The 14,375-nt window shown below is 43.1% G+C and carries 10 protein-coding genes; 1 reads left to right on the top strand and 9 read right to left on the bottom strand.

From position 1 onward, the window contains the following. The first annotated feature begins 83 nt into the window (after positions 1–83). Complete coding sequence (locus tag KQI39_RS04255; protein ID WP_015540886.1) at positions 84–317, top strand: helix-turn-helix domain-containing protein; 234 nt, start codon at positions 84–86, stop codon at positions 315–317. Positions 318–370: 53 nt separating this feature from the next. On the opposite strand, the gene KQI39_RS04250 is transcribed toward KQI39_RS04255, so the two are convergent. The 9 genes from KQI39_RS04250 to KQI39_RS04210 form a co-directional block, all read right to left on the bottom strand. Next, on the bottom strand, positions 371–823 hold the full coding sequence (locus tag KQI39_RS04250; RefSeq protein WP_216416809.1) for a hypothetical protein: 453 nt from the start codon (positions 821–823) through the stop codon (positions 371–373). Next, positions 820–1,764, bottom strand: a complete 945-nt coding sequence (locus KQI39_RS04245; protein ID WP_055160778.1) for a ParM/StbA family protein — start codon at positions 1,762–1,764, stop codon at positions 820–822. The genes KQI39_RS04250 and KQI39_RS04245 overlap by 4 nt, the downstream gene beginning before the upstream one ends. A gap of 196 nt (positions 1,765–1,960) precedes the next feature. Next, a complete protein-coding gene (locus KQI39_RS04240) occupies positions 1,961–3,799 on the bottom strand; it encodes a DNA primase family protein (protein WP_334300788.1) in 1,839 nt (612 codons plus the stop codon). Positions 3,800–3,910: 111 nt separating this feature from the next. Beyond that, positions 3,911–4,258 (bottom strand): TnpV protein, encoded by a 348-nt coding sequence (locus KQI39_RS04235; RefSeq protein WP_216416807.1) that lies wholly within the window; start codon positions 4,256–4,258, stop codon positions 3,911–3,913. 195 nt (positions 4,259–4,453) lie between these two features. Next, positions 4,454–6,175 carry a S8 family peptidase gene (locus KQI39_RS04230; protein WP_216416805.1) on the bottom strand — a complete coding sequence of 574 codons (1,722 nt, stop codon included), beginning with the start codon at positions 6,173–6,175 and terminating at the stop codon, positions 4,454–4,456. Positions 6,176–6,201: 26 nt separating this feature from the next. After that, positions 6,202–8,970, bottom strand: coding sequence for an alpha-L-rhamnosidase (locus KQI39_RS04225; protein WP_216416803.1), 2,769 nt, complete (start codon positions 8,968–8,970; stop codon positions 6,202–6,204). After that, complete coding sequence (locus KQI39_RS04220) at positions 8,967–10,457, bottom strand: family 43 glycosylhydrolase (RefSeq protein ID WP_253293060.1); 1,491 nt, start codon at positions 10,455–10,457, stop codon at positions 8,967–8,969. Before KQI39_RS04220 ends, KQI39_RS04225 begins: the two co-directional genes overlap by 4 nt. Before the next feature lie 83 nt (positions 10,458–10,540). Next, complete coding sequence (locus tag KQI39_RS04215) at positions 10,541–11,929, bottom strand: MFS transporter (protein WP_216416799.1); 1,389 nt, start codon at positions 11,927–11,929, stop codon at positions 10,541–10,543. A gap of 12 nt (positions 11,930–11,941) precedes the next feature. Next, positions 11,942–14,233: a glycoside hydrolase family 3 C-terminal domain-containing protein gene (locus KQI39_RS04210; RefSeq protein ID WP_216416797.1), complete on the bottom strand. Its 2,292-nt coding sequence runs from the start codon at positions 14,231–14,233 to the stop codon at positions 11,942–11,944. Between the last annotated feature and the right edge of the window lie 142 nt (positions 14,234–14,375).

The following is a 14,375-nucleotide window of genomic DNA, read 5'->3' as shown; positions in this document are numbered from 1 at the left end:
TTTAAATTCAGTGTAGCGAATTTCTCGCTATATTTCAATAGTGAATATCTCGCTAAGTTATTATTATGCTAGAGGTGAAACGCATGTATCAGAGAATACGGGATCTGCGTGAAGATCGTGACCTTACGCAGAAGAATATGGGTGAAATTCTGAATTGCAGTCAGCGTATTTACAGTAATTATGAATGTGGTGATGTCGATATCCCTACTCACATTCTGATTAAACTGGCTGAATTTCATAACACCAGCGTTGATTATCTGCTAAACCTGACAGATGATAAACGTCCTTACCCAAGAAAAAAGAATAGCTCCACTTAAGGCAGTCCGATTTATTTTATGCAAACCGGACTGCTTTTCCTTTTTACAGACAGCTAAAAACTATCCGCAAAATCCAGTGCTGCATCCATATCAGCTTCTTTCTCCCAGTCCAGATTATCTTCTGCGATCTCTCCATCCGTTTTCTCCATTGTTAGTGTTCTGTCCGGCAGATTAATTTCTCCTACCGATTCTTTTACAAACGGTACAAGCATTTCCATCAGATTCTTCGCTATAGCCATCGGGACGGATTCTTTCACTCCATCCCGGATAGCTGTTTCCACCCTTTTCAGAAACACATCTTCCTTTTCTCTGGTTTCCAGATACGGATCTGCTTCATTCCTGTACTCTCTGGAAAAATAATCGTTTAAAGCAACTACAACTGCTCTGGTGTACGATTTATATTTTTCCCTGTCCATCGTCTGCAAATATTCCCATGCCTGCCTGTCCTGTTCATCACAAAGATTCAAACGGATATTTGTATTGATGATTTTCCGTTCTTTTCTCATACAAGCATCCCTCCGTTTCTCTGGATTTTCCTTACGGTCATTGCTTCATAGCCTTTCGCTGTGGCACAGATGTCCCGTACAATTGTCACCCGGCTCTTGTCATATTCTCCAAAATTCTGGATCATACAACCGCCACCGCCGACCACATACAGACGCATCAGTTCTGGATTATATTCCCGTTCTCTCAGCTTATGAAAGAGTTCTTTCGTATAATCTCCGGCAGCTTTACGAATGACTGTCAGATATTTCTCACCAATATCTGCTGTCCCGGTACGGATCACCTGCTCAATCACCAGATCATCCACCACTGTTCCCAGTTCTTTCAACAAAGATTCCCTGACTGCAAGCACACACTGGTGCGTTCCATATTTCTCTGTAAAGCATTTCTTCTCTAATGGACGGGAATTATTGATATACATGATGTTCATAGTCCCGTTTCCAATATCCACAAGCATGTTGATTCCTTTGAAATCCTGTAATCGGTAAAAGGCTGCTGCAAACCCCTGTGGGTAAATATCAGCTCCTGCAAACTCTACATGGTAGTCTTTGTTACGGAATGTAAAATCCACACTTTCATTCTGGAGAAGATATTTCTGAAAGTCTTCTTTCTGTGTAGCTACCCAGGTAAGGGGAAGTCCGGCTGCGATATGTACCGTTGCCCGGTTCATACCTTTCCCATCAAGTTCTCTTGCGATAGCCGCCAGTGTCAGCACATAATAGTCCTCATCCTGCGTTTTCTCTGCACAGAACTCCTTGTGTTCCTCTCCGATCTGGTAATACATGCCATTGTAAACAAGAAGATTATTCTGAAAGATTGGCTCCTTGTCATATCTGGCTACACCGGATGGGAAACATCTGGTAGCTGTTTTCATGTTTCCATAACCATGATCAATCCCGATTACCATAACTGTTTCATTATTGTTGTTTTTCATCATTCTCATAATCATACCTCACACTTTCTTAATTTTTATTTTTTTACTTTTTCCCAAATTCGGGAAAAACCTATATTTGTATCAGCTAAAACGTTGATACCTGAAAAAGGGCAATCAGTGTAAAAAAAGCAAAATTTTATGTACTCTGGCAGCTATCTTTGTTATTTCTCCTGCTCTGGTAACATTTCTTTTTGCTTATTTTGCCCTAAATGCCCTTAATTCCCTGATTCATATTTAATTGTAACTGTTTATAATCTGTATCTGTTTCTTCAAAAGGTATTCTTTCTTCTGGATCTACAGGACAAAAGTCTTCTTCCTTAACTGCAATATCCTGATAATAGAATTCCCCATTGTACTGCTTCAGAAGGAAACCTTTATCTGTCATATTCCTGAAAAAGTTAGATTTACCATGCCCCTGTCTGCCATTCTCTTTGCAGTATTCCTCATACATATGGAACACTTCACTTCGTTTCAGACGTTTTCCTTTGGCACGCACCAATGACTCATCAATAAAAGCACAGATACTATCTGACGTCCGTTGCACTTCTCTTACACATTCTTTGCTGTGTTCGCTCTCCGTGAACTTTCCCTGTTCATACAGATTTTTCAATGCAATCATCGCCATATGAATTGCATAATCAGATTCTGCCTGTACCTTTTCCTTTAAGTGCAGATCTTTTTCACCACTTTTTACTACCCGGTTCATATCGAGAATCAGTAGTCTACGGTAAAAAGCATCTGACTTATCCTCAAGATTCTGCGGCATTTCATTGGTAGAAAAAAGCAGCTTCGCATAAGAGTGGAAATGAATTGCATCCTGTCCTTTTTTCTCATAAATCAGTGTGTCCTCACCGACTGCTTTCTTTAATACATCTGTATTCTCCATTGCCTTGCATGGAATATCCGCACAGGCGTTTAACAGCTTTCCGTACATTCCAGTCGCATAGAATCGTTTGTTCAAATCCTGTAAAGAAATGCTGGACATATTGGTGATTCCAACGATATGCTGGATCAGCGATACTGCCACCGACTTTCCTGTTCCACCATTTCCTTTCAGTGTAAGGAATTTCTGAAACTGCGTATCCTGTGTCATGCAGTATCCAAAATACTCCCAGAATGTCTGCTGTTCTTCTTTGTTAGGAAGAGACGATGCAAGATACTTTTTGATATTTTCTCCACCATGCAACACCTGCTCCCTGTCCTCCGGATAATAGGGAAATGGTATCTGATTGATTGTCAGATAATCTGGATTGTGTTCCAACATTTCGCCTGTAACCGGATCATAATATCCATTTTTGAAGTTGATCCACCTCACAGGTTGTTTATTTAGTTCATATGCCTCTCGGTGAACTTTTGGCTGTGCGATCAGCAGACTATAGATTCTTTTGATCACTCCACTCTGTACCTGGTCACGATAGATCAGCTTCTGGATACGGTATTTCATTCTTACCCCATCATGGTCTTCCAGGAAAACACCATGCTCATAATAATACGGTGTGATTCCTACCACAAAAAACTGAACATTCTCCACCAGATAATCTACAATCTCCATATCCCGGACGCCTTTCACATTTCCTTTTGCATCAAATAAGTGAAAACGACTCAGTTCCGGTTCTTCTCTCGGATCTCGTTCAAAACGCAGAATATACTGTTCCAGTAATTTCTCAACTTCTTTCTGATTATCCAGTTTGCCAAGATACTCTTTCTCTTTGAACAACTGCCAGCCTGCTTTTCCGTCGAGACCAGCGTCTTTGAAAAATGTCTGTAACTTATCATTCATCCACTTCACTGTACAGGCAGCCACATAATGATAGGCACTCTGACAGCTTCCAGTAAACTGAATAGACCTCATTTCCTCTATAAAAGAATCTACACTGAAATAATATCCGTCATCTTCCTGCACCAGACAGATTGCCTGATATCCTGACATTACAATATTCAACGCTATATCCTGATTGTCCACCAGAAAGATATAGGTTTGTGCTGTCCCTTCTGGATTGGTTTCCATATAATGCTTCAAAAACTTCTTGTTCAAACTTATCACTTTCTTTCAGGCAAAGAAAAAGACGCAAGCCATATTTTATGACTCACGCCTTACTTCGCTCACAATATTCTATTTTTATCAGTTACCTGCCAGATTGGTTACTGGCAATCCTTATGCATAAATCAATTCTTTCAAGATAATCTCCTCTGCAATCGCTCTGTGCTGATTAGCTGCTCTTACCCATGCCATCTGATCTTTCTCCTTATCTGGCAGTGGTTCTTTTTCTTCCAACTGCTCCAAGATTACTTCTTCCCGTTCTCTTGCTTCCTTGTCCACTTCCAGAAGATGCTCGCCAATCGTATCCTGTAAAAGCATCACCTGATACGTTGAGTTTCGATGGTTCTTCAGATAATCTCTGCGAAGAAATCCATATTTGCCAAGTTGCTCCATCTGCTCACCGGATTTATAGGTGAGATTCGGAATCAGGTATCCATTTACATTTGTATAAGTCAGTTTCATATCCCTATGACCTCTCTTTCGTTTAAACTGTTGTCTGTAACAGAACCAACTGTTCATGTTACGTCATTGCTACAAATCTTTCTTTCCATATCATTTTGAATCCAACCCGGGCAGATTTTCTTCAAAATCATGGTAAAAGTGCTTCGTTTCTGTGTTGGGAAAATGAACGGAAACACTTGATTTTACTGACTTTCTTCAATGTAACCTTATTATAACGTCCTCCCCCCATCCCACCTCCACATTCGGATATTCCTCATACCCGCCCACACTCTGTGCGCCTTTCCTCAGATACGCCTTCACCTTTTCCCCGTAAAGAAACGGATCATTTCCTTTCACGATCCCCCACTCCATAAGCAGAGCTGCGCTTCCGCTGACAAAGGGTGCCGCAAAGGAGGTTCCGGTAACAGTGGCGTAGCCACCGCCTGGAACCGGGGCGGTGATGGATACGCCGGGAGCTGCGAGGTCAGGCTTCCGGATCGGCAGGAACTGACTTCCCCTTCCGGAAAAATCTGCGTAGGCATTCTGTCTGGAATCATAAGCTCCAACAGAAATAATTTTTTCGGCAGTGGAAGGAATCGTCAAAGTGCCCACAGCCCGCGGAAAATAAAACCCAGTTCCGCGATTCAGTACATTCCCCCCCGGCAGCCAGAGAAAATACTGACCGGAACGCACATGTTTTCCACTTAAAAGAACTTTCCAGACACCGCTGTCCACATAATTACCTTCAGGAATGAAATCTATGTAGATTTCCTGGGACAGCTGATATGGACCGGGTTTTCCATAATAGATCAGAAGCTCTGTATTTTCCAGCAGATGCCGCTGGGGGCCCAGCCTTTCATATAATGGACCGATCCGTTCTCCGGACGGACTTTCCAGATAAATTTCCATCTCATCTTCATAATCCTTCCATAGCTGTACATTTAATGTGGGCTCAAAAGCTCCCACTGCCAGCTGGATTTCTTCTGTTTTCCCCTGCTGCAGGATTCCTCCTGCATGCCAGGGCTGGCTGCCGTTATTTCCGGTTCCTGTAACGATCACAGTCCGCCCCATGGCCGCAACAATATCAATGTAATTTTCCAGAAGGGAATCTCCTCTGTGGGAACCATAATTATTCCCAAAGCTGACGTTTATGACGATCGGTTTTCTCATCTTCACTGCCTGCCGTATCAGGTAATCAATACCCTCCATCAGCTCCGTTGTCCGCGGAAATGAATTTTCCCGTGGATTTCCCATTTTTACCACCAAAAGGTCACTTCTATACGCAACGCCTCGATTCACTCCATCCGATGCTCTCCCGTTTCCTGCTGCTATTCCAAGAACTGCTGTTCCATGTCCGCTGAAATCTCCAGACGGAACAAGGCGCCTGCCTTCGGTTTCCCCGAGTGCAAGCGCCTCATCAATTTCTTCCTTCGTATATTCAGTTCCTGATACATAGTTTTCCGGTGGATTTCCAGCTACACTCTGATCCCACAGTCGCAGGATCCGGGTACTGCCATCCTCGTTTCTGAAATCCGGATGGAAATAGTCCACTCCGGAATCCACAATGCCCACCAAAATCCCTTCGCCGGTTAAGCCATCGACTCCATTCTGCACCGGCAAAATGCAGCTTGCCTCCCGCTCTTCAAAGGTCTCAAAGTAGAGTCTCTTGGGCTTTTCTATAAACTCGATCTGCTCTCTGCCTGAGTATGCAGCAATTTCCGATTCCGGCAATGTCACTACTGCATAGCTGCCAAGCAGCGGGACCACCTGGATCCTCTCACCACCAAGTCCACTTTCCGGGCCACTGTACTTCACGATCACATCCCACAGCCTGGTGGTGGGATCATACCCCACATTCAGATTTTCCGATTTCGCCCGCTCATGCGGCAGAGCATTCATGGCAAGATTAAGAAGATTCTCTAATTTCTGATCTGGCATAAGGCTTTCATTTCCATTGATACATTTTATTTATTATATGCATAGCTTTCAATTAAAGAACCAGCTTCTGCTTCCTTCTGATTCAGTGCATTTACAACTGCCTCATAAAGCGGTTTCGCCTGCGGTGCAGCCCCAAGCAGCTCTGCCAGTGTCATTCCATAGGCAAACTGGATCATCGGTCCCTCCAGCATTCCTGGTGCCATCTGGTTGAACAGTTCTACTGCCAGCGGTTCTGCCACGATCTCACCAAGGGTGCTGTCCATACTGAATCTCTCTACCGCAAGGCATGTCTCTGTTTCATACTCATAATCATAAATTCCGGAACCAACTTCATGTACTTCCTCTTTCTCCGGAAGTACGATCACAGCTGTAGTGTTTGCCGGTACTTCTACATGCACATGGATCTTTCCATTTTTGCAGGATGTCTTTGCCACGATCTTTCCGTAAACGGATTCAAATTCCGTCCCCCACTCTTCAATGCCTTTCACAAACATGGGTTTTACCTGGAATTTCTTATATCCCGGCTCTAACTGGGATAAACCGGCAACCTTGCGATACATCCAGTCTCCGATGGAACCATATGCGTAATGGTTCAGGGAGTTCATACCGGATTCATCAAAGGTTCCGTCCGGTTTGATGGAATTCCAGCGCTCCCAGATCGTCGTTGCTCCCATATTTACTGCGTAGAGCCATGATGGATAATCTTCCTTCATGAAGAGAGTAGCTGCCATCTCGTGCTCGCCATTTTCAGAAAGTGTATGGCAGATATATGGTGTGCCGACGAAGCCTGTAGCCAGATGATTTTTGTGGTTTGCAATATTCGTAAGCAGCGTATTTAAAATGCGTTTTCTGTCTTTTTCTCTTGCAAGATCAAAATACAGGGAAAGGATCGCTCCTGTCTGTGTCTCACTTACGATACGGCCTGTCTCTGTATAATATTCTCTCTGGAATGCATCCAAGGTTTTTTCGTACAGATCCGCATATTCTTTTGCTTCTTCTGACTTACCAAGCACCTCTGCTGTTTTCTTTACAAGATCTGTCACATACAGATAGTATGCGTTTGCGATCATATACTTATCTGTTGCTCCGGTTCTGTCTGCGCTCTCTTCCTTATCCAGAGCAAGCCAGTCTCCATACTGGAAACCGCTCTGCCAGAGACCGCTCTCTTCACAGTTATTTTTGATATAGTCTACCCACTCATGCATACATTTCCAGTTCTCTTCCAGGATACCTTTATCACCGTAGATCTGATAAACAACCCATGGAACGATAACCGCTACATCACTCCATGCCGAAGCACTGTACTGTCCCAGAATGTCCGGGACAACATGGGGCACTCCTTTTTCCAGTGAAGATTCTGCTGCCACATCACGCATCCATTTCGTATAAAACAATGCTGTATTTCTGTTAAATGCTGCTGTCCATGAAAATACCTGTGCATCTCCGGTCCATCCAAGACGCTCATCTCTCTGCGGGCAATCCGTCGGGATATCCAGGAAGTTATCTCTCTGGCTCCATGTAATATTGCTCTGCAACTGATTTACCTTCTGATCAGAGCAGGTAAAATCTCCTGTTTTTTCCATATCAGAATGTGTCACACAGGCAACAAACTGATCTGCCGTAAATTCTTCCAGTCCTTCCACACAGATATAGCGGAATCCGTGGAATGTGAAATGCGGACGGAAGATCTGCTCTTCTCCGCTGCAGATAAATGTGTCGATGGATTTTGCCTGGCGAAGTGTCTCCGGGTAAAAGTTTCCGTCTTTATCCAGAACCTCTGCATGACGGATCACGATCTTCTGTCCCTTTTCCCCTTTCACATGCAGCTCGACAACACCTGTGATGATCTGTCCAAAATCAACCAGTCTTTCACCCTTTGGTGTCACGATCAGCTCTTTGCCGGCAATTTTCTCTGTGATACGGACAGGCTCATTTTCCTGTGCAGTCAGAACTGCTTTGTCAAACTCTTTGACAACAACGTTTCCTTCTGTGATCTCCGGTGCATCTGTGTCGATGGTCTCTCCCATATAGATTTCGCTGTAACGGATCTCTCCTGTCTTTACAGACCATGTTTCATCGGTAGCGATCACATCCTTACTTCCATCTTCATATTCCACATGAAGCTCTGCAAATGCTCCCACCTGTGTTCCATACTGATCTGGCTGACAATAGAATCCAAGGATTCCTTTATACCAGCCGTTTCCAACTGTGATCTCAATTTTGTTTTCTGTATCAAGCAGCTCTGTCACATCATAGATCTGATACTGAAGTCTGTTGTGATAGCTTGTCCAGCCCGGTGCCATACGGTAGTCTCCTACAGTCTGTCCGTTCAGGGTCGCCTCGTATACTCCGTGTGCAGTTGCATACAGACGGGCTTTCTTTACCTTTTTATCCAGTGCAAATGTCTTTCCAAATATCGGGCAGGCAGTCTCCTCTTCCGGAAAATCACTTGTGATCATCTGCGCTTTAAATTCTGTATTGTCCAGCACACCAGTCTCAAAGCTTCCTGTAATCTCTGATATATTTCCGTGATTATCTGCTGCATTTACCTTTACTTTGTAGAGCTTTTCATCTACCAGTGTTGCACCTTCATAAGGAATCAGAACCGACTGATCAGACGCTCTTTTTCCACTGTTCCAGACAATTTTTCCATTCTCATCTGTCACATTAATTTCATATGCAGTCTGTAAGGTATCCTTTTCCTGTGATTCCATTTTCCATGAAAATCTGGGTGCTTTAGCAGTTAATCCAATAGGGTTTATCCGATATTCGGTTTTTAAATCATATAATCTCATTTTATTTTCTCCAATTCCAGACTCAAAAACTCCAGCTGTCCTTTTCCTATATACTGCATATATAAAGGTGCTGTTTTGTTTATAGTTAATTTAACAGTATATGCTGACCATTCTTGCTTTGCTTTTACTTTAATTTCTATTCGATGTTTTTTGTTGCCGTCGGAAATCAGGAATTTTCCCTTTCCATTTCCGCGTATCCACATTGTTAGTTTTACCGGATCATGAAATGCAAAATAACGGAAGCCAATCAAAACTCCATTTCGAATTCCTGTAATATAACGCTCATTTTCTTTGTGGGTAATCATAGGGTGTTTCCCACGCGCCGTTCCATTTCCTATATGTGGCATATGTCCATCTGTAAGGACACATGCAATTGCTGCCGGATATTTTCCATTTGGAAGCAAGGGCCCCTTATTTAAGCCGCAGGAGGTCATAGGTACCTGTTTGATCGATCCATCTTCTGCGATTTTTATTTTTTCTGCACAACCTTGACGGTTATATGAATTCAAATGAGTGTGTCGATGATAAAAAACATACCATTCCCCATTGATCTTTTCAATGCTTCCATGATTGTTTCCTGTTGCAGCGACTCGTTTCTTTGATTTTCGGCCATGAATTCCTATGTCACCATTCGAAACAAGAACACCTCCATAGCGAAATCCCTGATCCGGATATTTGCTTGTTGCATAACATAATTCATGATTTGCCTGCGAAGAATAGATAAAATAATAGGTATTATTAATTTTCCTGATTGAGCTTGCTTCAAAAAAAGCATGTCCTTCAAAATCAGTTCCATTGCTTCGGTCAATCCCCGGAAGAATCCTTTTAGGTTCTGATTTTACTGTCAACATATCATCTTCAAGCTCAACAACATTTGCACCCATAATTCCGTCAGCTTCTCCACGTATCTCTTCCAGAGATTTGTGAAACATATTTTGTTGTATCTTTTCATTGATCAGAGTTCCTATTTTTCCATTTCCGGCATTCACAGAAAGAGACCATCCATAATAAAGATATATTTTTCCGTCATCATTTATTACTGCCGGATCAAATGGAATAAAACGATCCAATAGTTTTCCATCCGCATAATGAACATCACCATAATATTTATACTTTCCGGCAGGTGTATCACATACAGCTACAGAAATTGGTCCATCAAAGCCTCCTTTACCGGCACTGCCTGACAGAGCATAATATAAATAATATCGTCCGTCAGATCCTTGCACTACATCTGGTGCATACATTTGCTTTCTTTCCTCACAATAATGAGGATCCTGAACTGCATGATAAATGGTTCCTTCACACTTCCAGTCAGTCAGATTACTTACCGGTGCTGAATATACAGTATAATCAAGTTCACAGTAAGTACTTCCACCTTCCCGGTCATGAGAGCCAAAGATGTATATTCTGTCTCCAAATACATGTGGTTCTCCATCAGGTATGTATTCATTCAGAGGCAAATAAGGATTATAGACTTGTCTGCTCATGGAATAAGATCCTTTCTTTTCATATTTTGAAAGCATTAAAAGGACAGAACCATCTTATAAGCCCCGTCCTTTAGTCTCAGTATTTAGTTTGCCTTTTCTCTTTTCTGCAGCTCTGCCATGATCTCAGGATATCTCTTCTCAAGGTCATTCTTCATAAGACAGATAAACATGATCACAAAGATCGCAAGCGGGATATAGATGGAAAATGCAAAGATTGCAATATCAACGGAGCCGGGCTGAGTTGCCAGGGATGCTTTGTATCCCGCAGCTGCCAGAAGCCATCCGATCAGAGATGCTCCGATACCGGATCCGATCTTCATTCCGAAAGAGTTGGCACTGTTTGTCATACCTACGATGCGTTTTCCGAATTTGTAATCATTATATTCCACACAGTTATTTACCATTGCTCCAAACAGACACATCATAGGGATGTTGGCAAAGGTAGTTACAACTCCACCTGCAATACAGGTTGCAATGCTGTACGGTGTAAATACTCTTACCACACAGGCAGCCGCTCCAAGTACACAGGAAATCTTACATGTTTTTGTCATTCCAAACTTGGAAGTCAGAGGACCTGTCAGGATAAATCCAAGGAATGTAGGAACCAGTCCCACAGCTCCCAGAAGTGCTACGATATTGTCATTTCCAAGAATATATTTTGCATAGTATGTTCCACCGGATGTAGTTAAGCTGTAAGAAATATTTATCAGAAACTGAAGTACAAGCATGATAACCCAGTACTTGTTTTTGAAAAGCATTTTGATAGCTTCCACAAACGGTACATCATCATCTTCACTTTTTTCTACAATCTGCACGTTTTCTTTTGATACTTTATAAAGAATCATCAATGAAAGCATGGAGATGAGACCAAAGACTACAGCTACCTTGATCCATGCACTCTGTGTTCCGCCAAGCATATTTGTGATAGGGATAAGAAGGATGGCAATTACCATTCCTGCAATGTATCCGAATGCTGTACGGAAGATTCCCATTTTACCACGCTCTTCAAAGCTTTCAGTACGGATAGCCATCAGGGCACCATAAGGGATCGCTACTGCTGTATATACGATCGCTGTGATCAGTACGTTCGTGATCAGTACATAGGCAGCCTGAAAACCACTTCCTATATTTTTAGGTACAGTAAACAGTAAAATAATAGCTACAAGTGCAGGAATTGCCATTCTCGAAAACCACGGACGACATTTTCCCTTTGGTGATCTGCCTGCATCCATGATCTTTCCCATTGCAAGATCTGAAAATGCATCAAAGATCTTTGCGATCAGAAGCATGGTGGCAACCATTCCTGCTGCAAGGCCTACCTTTTCGGTATAAAAGTAAGTCAGCTGTCCCACAAGGCTGCTCATGATATTCAGCGGCAGCTGTCCGATACCATCTCCAAGATAATCCGTTAATCTCATTGACTTCTGGATTCCCATGGAATCCAGACCAAGTTCCTTCTTTGTCCTTCCCATTCTTTTCTCTCCTTAAGCGTTTAAAGCATCAACCATCTGTTCCAGCATTTCTCTTTTAATTCCGGGAACGAAGCTTAACAGCTGACGAAGGGGCATGCCTTCCATCATCGCTGCCATCATTTCCTGATTCACAGCTCCTGATGTATCGTTCTCCTGTGCTTCTGCCATATCTTTTGCTGCATCATTCTGTGCCATTCCCTGCATGAAAGGTCCCATCACAGCCTGTGCTTTCGGATCGCGCATCAGCTCTCCAAGACAGGTATTTAATGAATAGGTCTTTGGAAGTTCTTTCGTAGTATGTACTGTGATCTCTTCACCTTTGCACATCTGATCTGCATTTTCACCGATCATCACTTTATAAATTCCTTCCTCTGCATACCAGTCATGGATCAATGTATTCCAGTAAGCGAATGCTCTCTCATCCAGTGTAAATGTGACTGTCTTCTCTTCTCCTGCTTCCAGGAAAATCTTTTCGAATCCTTTCAGTTCTCTGACCGGACGGACAACTTCTGTCTCCGGTGCTTCTACATAAAGCTGAACTACTGTTTTACCTGCACGGTTTCCGGTATTTTTTACCTTAACACTTACTTCTAAAGTATCTTTATCAGACATTTCGTTCTTATCAAGCTGCAGATCACTGTATTCAAAGGTTGTGTAGGATAATCCGTAACCAAACGGGAATGCAGTTTTCATTTTTCTGGAAGTATAATAGCGATAGCCTACAAACACGCCTTCCCGATAATCCGCATTGTCAAAGCCTTTTCCGTAAGTCAGATAGCATGGAGTATCTTCCAGACGAAGAGGGAAGGTTTCAGCCAGGCGTCCGCATGGATTCTTTTTTCCTGCGAGGATCTCTGCTGCTGCTCTTCCAACTGCTTCTCCTCCAAGATATGCCTCCAGGATACCCTCTACCTGATCCTTCCACGGCATAAGTACAGCAGAACCGTTGTGAAGAACAACTACCACATGCTTCTGCACTTCAAGGATCTTCTGTACAAGTTCATTCTGGCAGTTCGGAAGCTCCATATGCTTTCTGTCATAGCCTTCGGATTCGAAGTTGTCCGGAAGTCCGAGAAACAGAACTGCAATGTCAGCTGCTGCCGCTGTTCTGACTGCTTCATCCTGAAATTCTTTTACAACCTCATCTTTTTCATCCTGATAGCCTTCTGCAAAGGTTACAGTTGCAAGCTCCGGAATTGCTTTTGCAGCTTCCAGTGCGGATTCCACCTTCCAGCTGTTGATATGAGAGCTTCCACCGCCCTGATATCTCGGTTCTCGGGCATATTTTCCGATAAAAGCGATCTTTTTTTCTGCATTCAGAGGAAGGATATGGTTATCATTTTTCAGGAGTACCATACATTCCGCTGCGATATCGGCTGCTGCCTTGTGATCCTTTTCATATTCGAATACAGCGTTTTCATCACGGTTCTCTGTATAACGGAAAATCACATCCAGGATTCTCTCGCATGCCAGATCCACAGTCTTTTCATCAAGCTTACCTTCCTGAACAGCCTTTACGATCAGTCTGTCATTTTCGTAATCCCCCGGAGGCATCTCCAGATCCAGTCCTGCTGACAGTGAAGAAACCCTGTCGTTGACCGCACCCCAGTCGGAAACCACATATCCGTCAAATCCCCATTCCTCTCTGAGGATATCTGTCAGGTATTCCTTGCTGTCTCCGACAAATTTTCCATTGATGCGGTTATAGGAGCTCATGACAGTCCATGGCTTTGATTTTTTCACAGCCCCCTCAAAGGATGCCAGATAGATTTCTCTTAATGTCCGCTCATCCATATCCGAGGAATTTGTCATCCGTCGTTTTTCCTGATTGTTTGCCACAAAGTGTTTTGCGCTTGTTCCCACATGCTTACTCTGCACACCTTCGATCATTGCTGCTGCCATTTCTGCAGACACAAATGGATCCTCTGAATAATACTCGAAATTTCTTCCGCATAATGGGGAACGTTTGATGTTCATTGCCGGTCCCAGGATCGTGCTGACATTCATTGCCTGACATTCCTGGCCAAGGATTTCTCCCTGTCTGCGGATCAGATCACGGTCAAAGCTGGATGCAGTTGCACAGCCGGCCGGGAAGCAGACTGCCTTCTCACTCTCATTGATTCCAAGATGATCGGCTTCTTCTGCCTGTTTTCTGATTCCGTGAGGTCCGTCTGTTACCATCACCTGGGGAATTCCAAGGCGTTCGATTCCCTTAAGATGCCAGAAGTCGGCTCCGGAACACATTCCGGCTTTTTCTTCCAATGTCATCCGGGAGATCAGTTCCTGGATTTTCTCTTTCTTCATGCTATTACCTCCGTTTATTACGATGCTGTATGTATGATTTCGTTCTGTCCGGTCTTATCTTTATCGTGATTTTATAATAGCCTGAAGCAGCATATATTTATTTCATATTTAAACTATTTTTTATATTTTTATACTTTTATTG

Origin of the sequence: Blautia sp. MSJ-36, from assembly GCF_018917985.1 — a bacterium.
GTDB lineage: Bacteria > Bacillota > Clostridia > Lachnospirales > Lachnospiraceae > Blautia_A.
The sequence above is the reverse complement of the archived record's forward strand: the minus strand, read 5'-3'. Positions and strand labels throughout refer to the sequence as shown.

Excerpts from the sequence above, each read along its gene's own strand:
- KQI39_RS04255 (WP_015540886.1), top strand. The coding sequence starts at position 84 with ATGTATCAGAGAATACGGGATCTGCGTGAAGATCGTGACCTTACGCAG.
- KQI39_RS04230 (WP_216416805.1), bottom strand. The coding sequence starts at position 6,175 with ATGCCAGATCAGAAATTAGAGAATCTTCTTAATCTTGCCATGAATGCT.
- KQI39_RS04250 (WP_216416809.1), bottom strand. The coding sequence starts at position 823 with ATGAGAAAAGAACGGAAAATCATCAATACAAATATCCGTTTGAATCTT.
- KQI39_RS04215 (WP_216416799.1), bottom strand. The coding sequence starts at position 11,929 with ATGGGAAGGACAAAGAAGGAACTTGGTCTGGATTCCATGGGAATCCAG.
- KQI39_RS04225 (WP_216416803.1), bottom strand. The coding sequence starts at position 8,970 with ATGAGATTATATGATTTAAAAACCGAATATCGGATAAACCCTATTGGA.
- KQI39_RS04210 (WP_216416797.1), bottom strand. The coding sequence starts at position 14,233 with ATGAAGAAAGAGAAAATCCAGGAACTGATCTCCCGGATGACATTGGAA.
- KQI39_RS04245 (WP_055160778.1), bottom strand. The coding sequence starts at position 1,764 with ATGAGAATGATGAAAAACAACAATAATGAAACAGTTATGGTAATCGGG.
- KQI39_RS04235 (WP_216416807.1), bottom strand. The coding sequence starts at position 4,258 with ATGAAACTGACTTATACAAATGTAAATGGATACCTGATTCCGAATCTC.
- KQI39_RS04220 (WP_253293060.1), bottom strand. The coding sequence starts at position 10,457 with ATGAGCAGACAAGTCTATAATCCTTATTTGCCTCTGAATGAATACATA.